Here is a 15,495-nt window from a genome sequence, read left to right as displayed (position 1 = left end):
CGTGCGGCGTGCGGCGTGAAGATCGTCAAGGCACTCCGGACAGCCGGAATCACCGTGTCCGCATGGGCCTGAACCGATCTCCGGCGGCCACTTGCGCTCCGACGCCCGGCCGGGCTGCCGTGCATAATAAAGATGTGACGCTCCGTTGGCAGCCCGGCTCCACCCCTCACTGGGCGTGGCGAGAGGTCTGTTGTCCAGGGCGCTGTCGGTGTTGTCCCAGCCCTCGCGTCCACTGAGCCTCGCCGCACGCGCGACGAGCACATCGGTCCTGTAATTCTGGGACCGTTCTGGGCGCGAGGGGCCTCGGAGCTCGGCGCCAGACCTGAACGGATGATCTTTTTGCTCCCGGTGGGAGCAGCTATCGATCATCCGTATTCCCGGACTCCCGTCCTGCCCCGGCCGGTTCGTTCACCGGAGTGCTCCGTGTGCGCTCCCCGGATAACCGGCTGAGCTGTGCGCTCCGCCGGATGAGCCAGGTCGCGCCGTCTCCGTCTTCTCCCGTCACACGCCAGCCCGCTGCCCGCCCCGGTCACCTGTGGCCGCGCCGCCAGGGCCAGCCGGGCTGATCCGGCCCTGGCGGCTGGTCCGGTCCTGGCGGCTGGTCCGGTCCCGACCGGCCGATCCCCCGATGGGGCTTCCCAGACCAGCGCAACTACTGCGTAATCATCACGTAATCACTGTGTAGCTATCGAGAACTATCAGGAAGGCAGCGTTCGCTGTGACCTTCGAGTCGTGGATGGCCCGGTTGCGGAGCGAGGGATACCTCGTCTGCTCGGGGAGCTCCCCGGTGCCCGTCGAGGTACGAGGTGTTCGTCCCGACGGGGTCGGTCTGCTGTTCCGTTGCCGGGGAACGGCGATCCGGCTCGCCCTGTACCGGCCCGGACGGGCGGTATGGCAGATAGCCGTCCGCGACAAGGCGTGGTGCCCGGAGGAGTCCCTGCAGCTGTGGACGCACCACCCGCTCGGCACGCCGGATGTTCCGACCGACGCCCGGCTGGCCTTCCCCCGAGGCACCGAGCCGGACCAGGAGCTCGTCATCGACGGCGCTCGGGTGTGGGGATGGTGCGGCCATGAGGCGGGGCTGCTCCGGCCAGCCGCCGCGGCCCCCCTGTTCGACCGGTTGATGGCCACCGTCGCGAGGTCCGGCGGGGCGCGGTCCGGCCTCGCCCTGTCGGACCGCATCCAGCCAGATCTCACCCGGGAGGTCGCCGTGCCGGCCGCCCGATCGAGGGCTCGGGGCAAGGAGGGCATCAGCATCAGCATCAGCTGACGGCCGGCCGGAGGTGGCGATCCATCCGAACCGGGTGGTCGTCACATGGGCTACGCGGTCCTGTAAGCTTCAGATGCTTCCAGGGGGTGTAGCTCAGCCTGGTAGAGCGCCTCCCTCGCACGGAGGAGGCCAGGGGTTCGAGTCCCCTCACCTCCACCAAAGGATTCATACTCGAACCCCGGTCATGATCTTCATGGCCGGGGTCCGTCGTTTCTGGGCCCTCGGATGGGCCCAGTCCCGACCCTTCTGTGATACATGTCACGTCGGCCATATCCGCGAGCCGCAACTCCCGTGTGTGACGTACCACACGTTCCATGGATGCCCAGGGCTGGGCCAGCATCGTGCCGGTCTCTTTTACATCAAGTTCAATGCGCACCAAAAAGGCCCGGTTCAACATCCGCCGGATCTCCGGGGTGGCCTGCTGGTAGATCGCAGGGCCCAGGCGCATCAGGGTGACGGCCTGACGGAAGGTCTCGGAGATGTCTTCGTGCTCGGTTTCGGCTTGGGCAAGAGCCCGCTGGGCGGCCAGCTGCTCCCGGCCGATGCGGTCTTGCTCCGTCTTCAGGAGGTCGAGTGGGATGGCGTCGGCATAGGCCATCTGGACAAGCTTGCGCCGTTGGTCATCCAAGACCTTCATCTGGCGGGCAGCCCGTTGCCGGGTCTCCGCGCGGTCCGCGCTCCCAAGGTTCAACTTGTCTTGGAGGGCGACCTCTGCCGCTTCGGCGTCAACCTCGTGCATCCGCACCCATAGGGGCCAGCCACGGACAACGTTGTCTTCCACGTGATGGGCGGGCAGATACGGCAAGCTGCACTTTCTGCCCTGATGACGGCCACCGCAGACGTAGTAAGCGAACTCGTCGCCATGCTTGCCTTTGACCCCGCCAGTCGTAGAACTCCGGCCGGAAGCGACACAGCCTCCCCAGAGCCTCGACGCGTCCTGGTTCGTCCTGCNCACTGCCCATCATGACCTTCGGTTCGATCACGGCTTCTTTGGCGAGAGCAAGATCTTCCGAAGATCGTTCCACGTCACGAGGACACGCCGAACCACCCCACAACACCAGTAGGTATCACGCAACGTGACAGTCGGAGGTTAAAGGGCGAGTTCACGCCGGGCGCCCAGAAGTGGGGGAGCCGGCTGATTGATCTGCTCCATGAGGTCAACACCCTCGTCGTCGCCCACACCGCCGGGAAGACCGAGCCCCTATCCAGGAGATGATCGACAGGCTGCTGACCTGGTACAACACCGACGTCTGCATCGGCGAACTGGCGAACATCTCCAGATCCTGGACTGACGAGAGAAACCATCCATGCTTGGGACTCGCCCTGGCCCGCCGCGAAGGCGAGCCTCGATACGGGATCGATCGGGCCCTCAGCAAGCACGATCCTCCCTGCTCAGAAGCACTTTCCCGCTTATCTCCACCAACAGAAGATCAATCCGGCGAANGTCCGAGGCTAGCGCAACAGCAACCCCGGCAACCTCTCCGTGATCACCCACTGTCAATGCTGCGCCACGCAACGATCCTTCGGATCGGGGAACCCTGTTACCAAATCCTGCATGTGACTGGATTCACACCAGGTGCGCTGGCCTGCTGAGGCTGCGTGCCGACTTGACTGCCATGATTCGAAGTTGTTTGATCTGACCTGTGGTCAGATCTTCATCTCGGCGAACTGCAGCATCCGCGTCGACGGCGAGCCTGGCGGTGTGCGCATTGCGTGTAGTACCGGCCGGCGGACTTGTGCAGGTGACATGTTGCCCTGGAGAGATGCGCACAGTTACGGGAACAGTTATAGCTGTATAGGGAAGAGGTAAACCCTCGGGGGATGGGCATAGCTAAGTATTCTATCAAGCCAAGCATTGGAGTGCTGTGGAAGCCTGACAGGGTGAGTTCTTCAGACTTGCAATCGAGGAAACTGGCAGCGAACCATTGGAGTGTCACGCCCTATTTCTAGGATGCGTCCGTAAGGATACGGCGGAGATGCTCGCCAGGCGACGGGATCAGAATGATCCGCCGATGCTGTGAGCTTTNAANANAAAAAGCAGTCATGTGTGCGGCCGGNTTTGATTCGCTCGCCGAGTTCGCAGGAGTCTAACCGCCTCGATCTTTTTATGTGAGGGATATATCGACACTTACCGAAAGTATGACACCTATGCTGCGAGGCTCCTAGTAATCAGAATGGGAATCATGACAATCACTGTGGGAATCAATGGCTTCGGCCGTATCGGCCGTAGCTACTTCCGTGCGCTGCTCACTTCCGGTGCCGACATCCGCGTGGCCGCGGTCAACGACCTGACCAGCGCGCAGAGTCTGGCGGACCTGCTGAAGTACGACAGCGTGTACGGGCCGCTGCCGCAGCAGGTCGCGGCGGAGGGCTCATCGCTCAGGGTCGGGGACACCGTGGTCGAGGTTCTCAGCGAACGCGACCCGGCACAGCTGCCGTGGCGCCGCCTCGGAGTCGACGTTGTCATCGAGTCGACGGGCGTGTTCAACGACGCGGCCAAGGCCCGGGCGCATATTGATGCCGGCGCCTCGAAGGTGGTCGTCTCTGCTGCGGCAAAGAACGCGGATCTCACCCTCGTCATCGGTATCAACGATGACCTGTACGACCCCCAGAAGCACACGGTCGTCTCCAACGCTTCGTGCACGACGAACTGCCTGGCTCCCATGGCCCGGGTGCTCGATGACGGGCTCGGCATCGAGTGCGGCACCATGACCACGATCCACGCCTACACGCAGGATCAGAACCTGCAGGACGGCCCGCACCCCGACCCCCGGCGCGCCCGTGCGGCCAACCTCAGCACCATCCCGACCACCACCAATGCCGCCAGTGCGATCGGCCTCGTGCTCCCAAACCTGAAGGGCAAGCTCGACGGGTACTCGGTGCGGGTTCCTGTTCCCGTTGGCTCGCTGACCGACCTGACCGTCCGGGTGGACCGTGAGACGACGGTGGAGGAGGTCAACTCGCTTTTCCGCAAGGCGGCGGACGGTGAACTTGCACGAATCCTGCGCTACACTGCAGACCCGGTCGTTTCCGCGGATATCGTCAAGGATCCGGCGTCATGCATCTTCGACTCCCTGCTCACGCAGGTTATCGAGGGGCGCCACGTACACATCTTCGGCTGGTACGACAACGAGTGGGGATTCTCCAACCGCCTTATAGACACAACCCAGTTGGTCGGCGGCGCGACTGCATGACGGAACTGGGCAGGGGGGCCACAGTGAGTCAGCCGTCCTGGCGGGTGAGGAACGCCGTGCCAGCCATGCGCGGTCAACGGCAACGTCGGCATGACCTCGTCGGGCACGACGACGCCGGTGGGATGGGTACCGGGGTCGAGCTTGGCGTGCACGGTCAGCCCGGTGCGGGTGGTGGTCGTCCCGATCGTAAACATTCAGCTTCATTGTTGATGTTGCTGTGAGTGGTTGGCGCTCGTTCCGGGTCCGCCTGTTGGCTGATGTGTGGCGCATCGGATCTGGTGCGTGTGGTGATGTGGTGGGGTGCCGCCGCCGGAGGAGATGCCGATCGAGGGGCTGATCGCCCTCGTCCGCGCGCAGGCGGAGTTGATCGCCGAGTTGCGGGCGACGGTGGCGACACAGGCCAGGGAGATCGCGAAGCTGACGGCGAAGGTCGCTGACCTGGAGCGGAAGGTGTCGCGGAACTCGCGGAACTCGTCGTTGTCGCCGTCCACGGACGACGCGATCCCGGGGCGGAAGCCGCCCGGCCCGGCGGGGTGTCCGGGGCGCCGGTGTCTTACGGGCCGGAGTTGCGTGCGCTCGCGCTGTACTTCCTGGTCCGCCAGCACCTGCCGGTCGAGCGGGCCAGGGAGGCGATCGCCGAGCTGTGTGGGGGGGAGGTCTCGGCGGGCTGGCTGCGCTCGCTGCTGGCCCNGGGCGCGGACGTGGTCGCCGAGCCGGTCGACGCGATCGAACAGCGGATCGCCGCGGAGAAGGTCGTCGGGTTCGACGAGACACCGCTGAAGGTCGGGCCGAAGGGCGAGAAGCGCTACGTGCTCTCGGCGTCGACGCTGCTGTTCACGCTGTTCATGCTGGGAGGCCGTGACAAGGCGAGTTTCTGGGTGTTCCTGCTCGGCCGGATGCTCGGGGTCGTCGTCCACGACCGTTACGCCCTCTACGACGCCGAGGAGTTCGTCGGTTTCCTGCNCCAACTCTGTGTCAGCCATCTGCTGCGTGACCTCCAGGACGCCGTCGAGACCTACCCGGAGGCGGTGTGGCCGGTCCAGCTCCAGCAGGCGTTGCGGGGCCTGGTCCACCAGGCCAACCTCGCCCGCGCGGCCGTGCTGGCCGAGGTCCCCGCCGCGCTGCGCGACCCGCTGGTCGCCGAGTACCGCGGCGCGGTCCGCGTCGGGCTCAGGGATGTCCCCGCGGCCGAGAAGGGCGCGAAGCAGCCGGTCGGCCGCTGCCTACTCGAGTGCCTGCGCGACCGCCAAGACGACATGCTCCGGTTCGTCTTCGACCTCGACGTGTGGCCGACGAACAACCAGTCCGAAGGCGACCTACGGCCGTTCAAGACCCAGCAGAAGATCTCCGGACGGCTCACCTCCGCGGCCGTGGCCGCCTGCCGCCTCCAGATCGCCAGCTACCTGTCCACCACCCGCAAACACAGCGTCTCCGCCCTGCACGCCCTACGGCTCGCGTTCCGCGGCACCCCCTGGATGCCACCACCCGCCGTCGCCCCCACCTGACGGGCACCCCACCGATCCCACCGATCCCGCCGCGCCGGCCCCGCCTGCACGGCCCACAGCCACGCCCACGAACCGCCACCTACAGCAAGATCCCTAAACCAGGTGAATGCTTACGACTTGGCGGCCCGACCCTCGACGCGGTTCTCGGCGCATCACGACGCCCACGAGAGCCCCGAACAGCTCAGCGACGAAGACCGGGCACGGCTCTCCGTGGGCGGAAGTCCCCGCCGGGCGAAGTCAGGGTAATTTCAGGGGATCAGCATCGCCTTGCGGGCGCGGACGACGGCTTCGTAGCGTGTGCCCGCGTCCAGTTTCCGCATGGCGGATTGCAGGTATGCCTTGACCGTTTCGCGGGAGAGCGAAAGCCGGTTTGCGACCTCGGCATTGGTGCAGCCAAGCGCGACCTGGGCGAGGACATCGGTCTCACGGGTGGACAGGCGTACCTTGGAATTCTTTCCCGGCCCGCTCTCGCCGACGGCGACGAGACGTTGTGCGGCCGCGTAGATCCTGCGCTGGAGCGCCGAATCGGACATGGCTCCCGCGATGGCCCTCAGTTCGGAGTGCACCGAACGAAGTTCCTCGAGCGTGGCGGCGTGCGCGGGCTCGAGCTGTCTGACGGCCGCGAGCGACTCGGCCATCGCCAACCGATGATCGACTTCGTCGCGGATGGTGAGCTCGTGGACGAGCCGCCGGCCCGCGGCAACGATCTCGTCCCGTATCCGGTCGCCCAACGCGGCGGGCTGGCGCACCGCGCCGTAGAGGACGGCACGGCAACGGCCACCAGCGTGAACGGGAACCGCGAGTAACGAGGCGAGACCTTCGCGGAGGACGGGCCGGTCGTAGTCATGCGTGATGCTCCGCGCGCTGGCGTAGTCGGTCACCCCGACCGGGCGGCCCTGCAGGATCACCCGGCCGCCCAGTCCCGTGCCGGGACAGACCTCCAGATTGTGCAGGCCGGTGGTGCGAGTGCCCAGGAACTCCGTCAGGCGCAAGCGGTTGCCACCCACCTCACCGGCGAATGCCACCGGGACTCCGCCCTGCCGGATGATGGTGCGCAGCTCGGCCCGCAAGGCCGCGCGGTCGTCTGGACGAAGTAATCGGGTGTCACTCATCGCGTCCGTCCTCATTGCGCACACCGCCATGTTGTGCACGTCACAGTAACCCGGCCGAGGCAAGCCGTCGACCGGCCATCCCCGTGACCATCACGCGACCATCACGCGGCTACCTCCGCTACCACCCCGTGGCCATCCCCGCCTGCTACCAACTTTCGGGGGTGGCCGGCGGGGGCGGCTCGGCACGACTCTGTGCGGTGTTGGAAGGAGTTTGCCGATGACGTCGACTGCCGCGACCGAGACCTACCGCACTGCCCGCGATCTTCTGATCAACTTGCGCACGGACTACGGCAAGGCGCTGGAGGAGTTCCGCTGGCCACGGTTCGAAGGCCAGTTCAACTGGGCCATCGACTGGTTTGACCCAATCGCCCGGAACAACGACCGGGTGGCGCTGTGGATCGTGGAAGAGGATGGTTCGGAACGTCGGTGCACCTATGACGAGATGGCCCGTCGCTCGGACCGGGTAGCGACCTGGCTTGCCGGGTTAGGCATCGGCAAGGGCGATCCGGTGATCCTCATGCTCGGCAACCAGGTGGAGCTCTGGGAGTCGATGCTGGCGCTCATGAAGCTGGGCGCGGTAATCATACCCACCACTACCGCGATCGGTCCGACGGACCTCGCCGACCGGATCGAACGCGGCGGCGCCACCTGCGTGATCGCCAATGCCGCCGACGCGGTGAAGGTCAAGCTGAAAAACCTGAACGGTGTCATTGTAGGTGGCGAGGCCGCCGGCTGGCGCCCCTACACCGAGGCCAACGGCGTCACCGAGGTGCACCGGTTCGAATCCCGTACCGCCCCCACCGATCCGCTGCTGTTCNACTTCACCTCCGGAACCACCAGCCGGCCCAAACTCGTCGAGCACAGCCAGGTGTCCTATCCGGTCGGGCACCTGTCCACCCTGTACTGGACCGGGGTGCAACCCGGTGACGTGCATCTCAACATCAGTTCCCCTGGCTGGGCAAAGCACGCGTGGAGCTCGTTTTTCGTGCCGTGGATNGCCGAAGCAACGATCTTCGTCTACAACTACGGCACGTTCGACCCCGCCAAGCTGCTGGCGCAGCTCCGCCGGGCTGGCGTAACCACGATGTGCGCGCCGCCGACCGTGTGGCGCATGCTCATCAAGGTCGATCTTTCCGGCGGGCCCGGCGCGCTGCGCGAGGTGCTGTCGGCCGGTGAACCCCTCAATCCGGAGGTCATCGACCAGGTCCGCGCCCACTGGGGCCTGACCCTGCGCGACGGGTTCGGCCAAACCGAGACGACCGCCCAGGTCGGCAACTCACCTGGCGCCGCCGTCAAGCCGGGGTCGATGGGCCGTCCGCTGCCGGGCGTGCCCACGGTCCTGGTCGACCCGGTGAGCGGCCAGCGCTCCAGCACTGAGGGAGAGCTGTGCCTCGATCTGGCCGCGCACCCGCTCGCGCTAATGACCAGTTACCGTGGCGACCCCGAACGCAACGCGGAAGTACTGGCCGGCGGCTACTACCACACCGGTGACGTCGCATCCCTCGACGAGGACGGCTACCTCACCTACATCGGCCGTACCGACGACGTGTTCAAGGCCTCGGACTACAAGGTGTCCCCCTTCGAANTGGAAAGCGTCCTCGTCGAACACCCGGCTGTGCTCGAGGCAGCCGTCGTGCCCGCACCCGACGAGGTACGCCTGGCCGTGCCGAAGGCCTACATCGCACTTGCTCCGGGATGGGAGCCGAACCGCGAGACAGCNGAGGCGATCCTCCGTCACGCCCGCGAAAACCTTGCCCCCTACCTGCGCGTCCGGCGGCTGGAGTTCTACGNCCTACCNAAAACGATCNCCGGCAAGANCCGGCGCGTCGAGCTGCGCAGCAGGGAGAGCGAAGCCGCGGGCACCCGCCTCAGCATGGAGTACCGCGACACCGACTTTCCCAGGCTGACCAGCCGTAAGGCCGACTGATCGACCAGACACCACGGGCCGTGGATGGGGCGCGCTGGAGTGCGTGCCCCGTTCCGGGGGTCGTCCAGTTCGGCAGCGGTGAGCCCGGTGGCGCTCAGGCGACTCGGTTATGAGGGGCGAATGAGGGCGCCCGCAAGCATGACCTGGGCTTCCGATATCTGGTCAGATCGGTCAGAGGAGCTCCGCGGCGTCGGTTCCGCGTCTGCCGGACTGCCACATGATGGCCAGCTCGGTACGTGACCGCACGCCGCACTTGGCGAGCACATGGGTGATGTGACGTTTGACGGTCCACTCCGAGATCCCGAGCTCCCGAGCGATCAATCTGTTGGGCCATCCATCGGCAACGTAGCGGGCGATTTCGTGCTCGCGGATCGACAAGACTATTCCCGCCGGCGCGACCTGATGTTCGAGATGGCTGCGCAGCAGGTACGACAACGTCGGCCGAAGTCCCCGCAGGAGTTCGTGATCTCTATGATCGAAGGTGCGCCCGCCCGTCGCGACGACTCCGATGTAACCGTGAACGGGCAGCGAGGTATCCAGCCAGACGAGGATCTTGTCACTGATGTCGTTTTGCGGCAAGAAATCCTCGAGGAATTCTCCGCATCTGTCGTTGCCGAGGGCCATCTCTGCCAGTTGCGGGAGCACGGCCTGGCCGTATTCCTGCATCAGTTGACGAGCGAACTTGTGCGCGAAGACATCTCGACCGGCATACCTGTCCAGGTAGCGTGCCATGAGCTCGGGAAGGATGCCACGAGTGCGGGGCTCGCTCAATTCCAGCTGCAATGACGGGTGGCGGCCGAGGGAGAAGGTGAGGTGCTCGTAGCCAAGGTGCGCCGAGAACGCGTCGAGGACGACGCTACGGAAGGACGGTGACTCGGTCGCACCGACACAGTCGTTGATCACCGCGAGAGTGCGGCGGTAGTCCGCAGCTTCCAGCTCCACGATGGCCTCCAGCAAACATGCGTCCAGCGCGACGTTACCCACCCGGAGAGACGCCACTTCCGAACGAATCACCATATCACTCGCCGCCAAGATTTTCAATGCCACCTAAGTGGCATTGAGGCGGACCTTCACGACAATCATTGTAGTGGTGCCGGTCACATTCTAGTCCAAGGTGAAATCCATGAAAGAGCATATCGTTACCGGGGCCGCGGGGGCACGACTACGAGTCCTCGAGCACAGCCCGGAAAAGGCGCCCACCGTCGTGCTGGTCCACGGCCTGTCGCTGAACGCGGGCGTGTGGGACCCGCTCGTTGCGCGGATCCAGAATTCGTTCCGCATCCTGGCGCCCGACCTTCGTGGGCATGGCCGCTCGGATGTACCCGAGGACGACACCTACGCGCTCAGCCGCACGTGGGCCGAGGACCTCGCGGCGGTTATCTCGCTCGCCGGACCGGGGCCGGTGGTTCTGGTGGCGTGGTCCTACGGCGGTCTGGTGGCTACCGACTTTCTACGCACCTACGGACAGTCCGGTCTGTCCGGACTGGTGTTGGTGTCCCCGTTGCGCAAGATCGGTAGCGCGGACGCCCTGGCGCTGTTGGGACCGGACTTTCTCGCGACAGCCGGTGGACTGACCTCGACCGACCTCGGCGAGGCGGTTCCCGCTGCGGGCGCGTTCGTCGATCTACTGCGCGCCGGGGACTGGGATCAGGCCACCCGCGAACGACTGCTCGGCGCCGTCCTCGCGGTACCGCCGCGGGTACGGGCCGCGATCCTCGGGCGCGTCGACGACGGCGATGAGGTGCTCGCCGAACTGACCATCCCCACCCGGATCATCTACGGCAGCGACGACACCGTCATCATCCCGGCCGCCTTCGCCGAGTTGGACACCATCATTGCCGCGGCGACCGTGACCGCGTACCCCGGCGTGGGGCACATACCGTTCGTGGAGAACCCCACACGCTTCGACACCGAACTCACCGAGTTCGTCGGCACCCTTTCATCTGCCACTGCTGCCGTGCGCTGACCGCAGCATCCACCCGATTATTCGGCATGGTGACGGACGCCGTGCCGTACCGAAGCTGGGCGAAGATAAGGGCCCACCGGTGAACGCGGGTCCGCATTCTGAAGAACGGCATTTATTCGACCGGTTCCGCACCTGCCCGCACCCGGTCGACGCTTTCACTCAGGACGTCTTCGTGGCCGTCTTCATGGTCTTCTTCGTGGGTCTTCTTCGCACTGGAGACGGACGGCCGTTAGAAACCAAGATGGAAAAGTAAACACCAATCAGAAAGGAAATCAATACCATGATCACTATTACCGTCGAGGAGCGGATTGCTCTGCAACGTGCGACCATCGAGGAGCACATTCGCCAGGAGAACGCCAAGGAGTGGGAGAAGGTCTACGACACCTTCGTGCGTGACGAGCGTTCCTTCTACGATGTCGTCCCAATGAGCACCCATTACGAAGGCATCCGGGGCGTGCAAGACTTCTACGAGGCGCTCACTGTCGCCTTACCAGACTTCGTCATCACCGTCACCGGAGAATACGACCTCCCCGGCTATTCCTGGCGAGAGGTGACTGTCACCGGAACGCATCGGAGCGAGTTCGCCGGNATCACTCCACAGAACCATGTGGTTCGCTTCGAAATCGCCGCACTCTACCTCTTCAGCGACGACAACCCCGGCAAGCTCATCGCCGAACGCGCGTACTGGGACAACGACTCGATCTTCCGCCAGATGAAGGGGGAGGCCGACGCCCCCCGCGGCGGAGTTGGCCTGACCGACCGCGAACCCATCCGCGCAACCATCGCATAACCCACATCCATGGACAGGGCGCGCCGTCGTAACGGGCGGCGGCGTTGCCCTGTCCTGCACAGGCAGGGAAGGCCGCCGAGGACAACAAAACGCGCAAGCGCGCCCTGGCGGCTGACCACCTACCGGCCGGGCGAGATCTCGCATATCCACAGTGTCATGGACGGCGAGGCGCGCGGGCTACGGTTTCCGGGCGATTCCGCCATACATGTACACGCGGGCATCGTCCAGCGCAGCCGCCTCCTCGTCGGGATGCCAGTGGTGGACGAGCACTACTCCGGGGTCAAGCAGTTCCAGCCCGTCAAAGAAACGCTCGACCGTGCTTTTATCGCGCGCGATCAGCGGAATGCCGTTGGCGTTGTATGCGGCCTCCCCGGCGCGAGCTTCCTCGGGCGCGCTGTCGGCCGTGGCGGTCGACAGCGCCAGGATGCTCCCCGCCGGCAGCGGGCGCATGAGCCGGTCGATGATATCCTGAACGATAGCGTCATCAGTGATGAACTGCACGATCGCGATCAGACTGACCGCCATAGGCCGGCCCAGGTCGAGAGTTTCCCGCAGTTGCTCGGGCTCCAGGATCCCCTCCGGGTTGCGGAAGTCGGCGTCGAGATAGGCGGCCCGGCCCTCGGGGGTACTGGCGAGCAGTGCTCGGGCGTGCACCAACACGATGGGTACCACCCCTGGGCTGCACATGGCGTCCGGCATCCGGTCCTAGCGCTCTTATGCGTGCCAGTGGAGATCGCTTCGTCCTGGTGCGTGGAAGTCAGCCGAGGGTCGTAGGCAGAAGCTCAAAGGCGCCGCAGTGGCTGGGAACGACGATCTGGAAGTCCTTGCGGTCGACCGTCGCGACCTTGGGTGTGCCCAGGCGTTCCGCTGTAGCGACTACCGCGGCGTCGACTGCGTCGAGCGGAAGATCGGCATAGCGCCGCACCAGTTGGGCAGCGCGGTCGAGGTCCGCGGCTGTCGGCGCCTCCACGTCAAGCTCTCCGGCCGCCAGTGACTCCAAGAACGTGGCGGCCAGTTGCGGCGTTCCGTGCCCCCGGCGCGCAAGCAGGTAACAAACCTCGGTGATGACCATCGCGGGAACTACCAGGGGCTCGGCGGCCGCCACGAGGAGGTGGGCACACGATTCATGGAACTTGTCCCGCTTGTTGATGGCAGCGACGAGTACACCGGTGTCGATAACTATCACCGGTCTGGCTCGCCTAGCTCCTCGTGAAGGATTCGAGATGAACGTTCAGCCAGATCGCGTTCACCATCCATGATCCCGATGAACGACAAGCGGCGCCCCGGTGTGGCTGCGCTGTCGTCAACCTGCCGTGCTGACTCCGTGGCCGGACGCGGGCCGAGCATGCCACCCAAGATCACATAGAGCGCCTCCACCTGGGTAGGCGCAAGCCGATCCACCATCCGGTGCACATCGGCCACATGCGGCGCGGTTGTCATGGTGCCAGCGTAGCCCGCTCGGACGGGGCGGTAGCGCGTCGTCGGGACGGATGCGCCGTCCCTGCCGACGCGTCGGGACGTTCCTGCGGGCGTTGCTGTGGGGTCATGCCCGTCCGCTCGAGAAGGTCGCCCGAGCGGTGACCGCCGCGCTGCCGCGCCACGCGCCGGTGCTGTTCCGCCTCGTCGACGAGGCTCTGGCAGTGCGGTGGCCGGCGCACTGCGTCCGAGCCGCGCGACGTGTGCAACTCGGGTACGGACCAAAGGCCGGGCCCGGCTACCTAAAGATGCTGGTGAGACGCCCGAATCTACGCCGATACGATCGGTACCACCCCTTGGTGACACATGGCAAGTGGTACTCGCATGTCGGCCGTGAGCGCCGATGGGCGCGCATGGCGGTGTTCTGGGCGTGTAGGCGACGGTCCCTTGCTCGGGAGGTTAGGCGGCGGGTGGTCGCCGGACGAGCACGCCCGCGATGAGGGCGGCGACGGCTGGCGGGACGGGCGGGGCCTCGGCGAGCGTTTCGGCCATCCAGCGCGCTACCGCGTCGGCGTCGTCGCTGTCCGACTCGGCATCGTGGGCTNCCCGGGTGCTGGCCGTCGAGCGGAGCGTCGGTCCGCCGGCGCCCGGCACCGCCGTGACGTCGTCCCTGCCGATGTCCGCCGTATCGGTCTGCGGCGGCCCGTCCCCGGTCTGCGCTGGCTTGTCGTGCGAGTCGGCGGAGGCGGGACGGCGGAGACGGGACGGATCGACCACGGCACCTCACAGAACGGACGGGGGAATTCGGCGAATAAACGCTAACCGCACTATCCGCTTCCGCCAAGTGCGCGCGTTCCGCCCGCCGCCCCCGCCCTGGACCATGATTAGATAGGATGCCAGTAGAGGCATTAAAGTCTTGGCCCACTTGGGTACGGGTCAGATGCCCGCTGAGCTGCGCTGATGCGCCATCCCGGGTGTAGCCACTAAGCGGGTACACCGTTGGGGCCTCCGTTGGGGCCACGGACGGGGCATCGGTTGGGACATCCGGCAATTGGGGCATTTCATCTCAAAGCGCCCCCGCGCCTGTGGGCGAGATCACAGCAAAGAGGGGTTCCCTGTGGGCCTGCGGGCGTCCGCGCCTGACGCCGCTGTCAGGAAGGTCCGACAGCTACGGTTGTCGCTCGCCGTGAAGAGCGCGAGCTGTCGTCGCTACCGGAGAACGGCACGGAAAGGGACCACATCACGCATCCGCGGCCCGCTCTTAAACTTTGGACAGTACCCGTTGGGTATTTCAGTCGCGGAGTGCTTGGGTGGGTGTGGAAGGGGCTGTGACCTGCGCCGGTACGGCATCGCAGACCCACCCGTCTTTACGGGTGGTCCGGTGGGCGGGCCGATGGGGGGTCCGGTGGGCGGACCGGCGGGAAGCCGGACAATTCTGGCCAAGCAGGATGTAGCGGACCTACGGGCGTCTGCGGGTCCGCGGATGCCCAGCGGCCGGGGCCATGGCTGTCCAGATGTGAATACGTGACCTGTAGGGGTACGAGTCGGGCTGTCCTTGGGCGACCCCGGCGGAACCGGTGGCCTGCGCCAGTGGCGCTCTGCCGGGTAGCCGCTCAAACAGGGGACCGGCACGGCGACCGGTACGGCTACCCGATCGGCAGGGGGTATGCCGACACAGCGAGGCGCCCGGACGGCGCCAGCGCGTCCGGCCGTGCCCTCGGCACCCGGGGCGTGGCCGCCGCCGGTTCCCGGCGGTGGCAGCGGTGGCAGTCGGCCGGTTGACGTTGGCACGTCATGGCGTCGATCACCAGCCGGTCAGCCGGTCGCATCCGGGCGCGGTCGCGGGCGTCCACCAGCATGTGGACGTCGGTTCCATAGGTGGACGCCAGCAGGGCGAGAATCTGCGGGGTCGGCCTGCGCCGTGAATACCCGTCCGGCGGTAAGAGTTCGGTGATGGCGTGGGTGGGCGGGCCGAAGGCCCGGCCGGTGTTGCCGGTCGGGTGGTTTTCGGCTTGTGGGTGGGGTTAGGGCTCGGGCCCGTCGGGTGGGCCGTCCTGGGGTGGGTCGGTGCTGGGAGGGCTGCCGGTCTGGGTGGTGGTCTGCCAGGTGAGGAAGGGTTCGAGGGCGGGGCCGGCGGGNGCTTTNCCGCCGGCTGTGGCGCAGGCGTTCAGGTAGCCGGTCAGGAACGCGAGGGGTTCACGGCCGTTACGCTCCGCGGTGGCGACGATGGTCCAGACCCGGGCGGCGAGGTGCGCGGCCCACTCAGCGTGTGCGCCGTAGTAGTTCTTCCGCCCGACGACCGGGGTCCGTAGCGC

General features: G+C 66.1%; 12 protein-coding genes, 1 tRNA gene and 3 pseudogenes. 9 read left to right on the top strand and 7 right to left on the bottom strand.

What is annotated here, in order from left to right:
- Positions 1–718 precede the first annotated feature (718 nt).
- The 4 genes from CED_RS06710 to gap all read left to right on the top strand — a co-directional run bounded on the left by CED_RS06710 (position 719) and on the right by gap (position 4,464).
- On the top strand, positions 719–1,270 hold the full coding sequence (locus tag CED_RS06710) for a hypothetical protein (protein ID WP_049760996.1): 552 nt from the start codon (positions 719–721) through the stop codon (positions 1,268–1,270).
- A gap of 82 nt (positions 1,271–1,352) precedes the next feature.
- A tRNA-Ala gene (locus CED_RS06705) sits at positions 1,353–1,429 on the top strand.
- Positions 1,430–1,565: 136 nt separating this feature from the next.
- Positions 1,566–2,021 (top strand): hypothetical protein, encoded by a 456-nt coding sequence (locus CED_RS06700; RefSeq protein ID WP_133057101.1) that lies wholly within the window; start codon positions 1,566–1,568, stop codon positions 2,019–2,021.
- A 1,432-nt stretch (positions 2,022–3,453) separates the two neighbouring features.
- Complete coding sequence (gap, locus tag CED_RS06695) at positions 3,454–4,464, top strand: type I glyceraldehyde-3-phosphate dehydrogenase (RefSeq protein WP_035909368.1); 1,011 nt, start codon at positions 3,454–3,456, stop codon at positions 4,462–4,464.
- Between the two features lie 38 nt (positions 4,465–4,502).
- Here the strand turns inward: gap and CED_RS23450 are convergent.
- Positions 4,503–4,652, bottom strand: a pseudogene (locus CED_RS23450) (hypothetical protein); the annotation flags it as partial.
- A 130-nt stretch (positions 4,653–4,782) separates the two neighbouring features.
- Here CED_RS23450 and CED_RS26070 point away from each other — a divergent pair.
- A pseudogene (locus tag CED_RS26070) lies at positions 4,783–4,917 on the top strand (hypothetical protein); the annotation flags it as partial.
- 95 nt (positions 4,918–5,012) lie between these two features.
- Positions 5,013–5,969, top strand: a complete 957-nt coding sequence (locus CED_RS06685; RefSeq protein WP_160172369.1) for a transposase — start codon at positions 5,013–5,015, stop codon at positions 5,967–5,969.
- Between the two features lie 248 nt (positions 5,970–6,217).
- Here the strand turns inward: CED_RS06685 and CED_RS06680 are convergent, their stop codons facing one another.
- Positions 6,218–7,081: a LuxR C-terminal-related transcriptional regulator gene (locus tag CED_RS06680; protein ID WP_023840038.1), complete on the bottom strand. Its 864-nt coding sequence runs from the start codon at positions 7,079–7,081 to the stop codon at positions 6,218–6,220.
- A gap of 217 nt (positions 7,082–7,298) precedes the next feature.
- On the opposite strand from CED_RS06680, the gene CED_RS06675 reads away from it, so the two are divergent.
- Positions 7,299–9,008, top strand: coding sequence for an AMP-binding protein (locus CED_RS06675; protein ID WP_035909275.1), 1,710 nt, complete (start codon positions 7,299–7,301; stop codon positions 9,006–9,008).
- 171 nt (positions 9,009–9,179) lie between these two features.
- Here the strand turns inward: CED_RS06675 and CED_RS06670 are convergent, their stop codons facing one another.
- A complete protein-coding gene (locus CED_RS06670; protein WP_148214921.1) occupies positions 9,180–10,055 on the bottom strand; it encodes a helix-turn-helix transcriptional regulator in 876 nt (291 codons plus the stop codon).
- Between the two features lie 76 nt (positions 10,056–10,131).
- Here CED_RS06670 and CED_RS06665 point away from each other — a divergent pair, with 76 nt between their 5' ends.
- Positions 10,132–10,974, top strand: a complete 843-nt coding sequence (locus tag CED_RS06665; RefSeq protein WP_011438398.1) for an alpha/beta fold hydrolase — start codon at positions 10,132–10,134, stop codon at positions 10,972–10,974.
- Positions 10,975–11,254: 280 nt separating this feature from the next.
- A complete protein-coding gene (locus CED_RS06660) occupies positions 11,255–11,764 on the top strand; it encodes an ester cyclase (protein ID WP_023840033.1) in 510 nt (169 codons plus the stop codon).
- Between the two features lie 177 nt (positions 11,765–11,941).
- On the opposite strand, the gene CED_RS06655 is transcribed toward CED_RS06660, so the two are convergent.
- The 4 genes and pseudogenes from CED_RS06655 to CED_RS06630 all read right to left on the bottom strand — a co-directional run.
- Entirely contained in the window at positions 11,942–12,424 is a 483-nt protein-coding gene (locus CED_RS06655) for an SAM-dependent methyltransferase (protein WP_235186938.1), read from the bottom strand.
- A 97-nt stretch (positions 12,425–12,521) separates the two neighbouring features.
- Positions 12,522–12,950 (bottom strand): type II toxin-antitoxin system VapC family toxin, encoded by a 429-nt coding sequence (locus tag CED_RS06650; protein ID WP_011438401.1) that lies wholly within the window; start codon positions 12,948–12,950, stop codon positions 12,522–12,524.
- A complete protein-coding gene (locus CED_RS06645; RefSeq protein ID WP_131728916.1) occupies positions 12,947–13,204 on the bottom strand; it encodes a hypothetical protein in 258 nt (85 codons plus the stop codon). The genes CED_RS06650 and CED_RS06645 overlap by 4 nt, the downstream gene beginning before the upstream one ends.
- Before the next feature lie 2,000 nt (positions 13,205–15,204).
- A pseudogene (locus CED_RS06630) lies at positions 15,205–15,495 on the bottom strand (IS66 family transposase); the annotation flags it as partial.

Source organism: Frankia sp. CeD (assembly GCF_000732115.1).
GTDB classification, from domain to species: domain Bacteria; phylum Actinomycetota; class Actinomycetes; order Frankiales; family Frankiaceae; genus Frankia; species Frankia casuarinae.
This window is presented reverse-complemented; position numbering and strand designations above follow the sequence as displayed.

What these genes read in the sequence shown, in the direction of transcription:
- gap (WP_035909368.1), top strand. Translation starts at nt 3,454, where the DNA reads ATGACAATCACTGTGGGAATCAATGGCTTCGGCCGTATCGGCCGTAGC.
- CED_RS06680 (WP_023840038.1), bottom strand. Translation starts at nt 7,081, where the DNA reads ATGAGTGACACCCGATTACTTCGTCCAGACGACCGCGCGGCCTTGCGG.
- CED_RS06665 (WP_011438398.1), top strand. Translation starts at nt 10,132, where the DNA reads ATGAAAGAGCATATCGTTACCGGGGCCGCGGGGGCACGACTACGAGTC.
- CED_RS06645 (WP_131728916.1), bottom strand. Translation starts at nt 13,204, where the DNA reads ATGACAACCGCGCCGCATGTGGCCGATGTGCACCGGATGGTGGATCGG.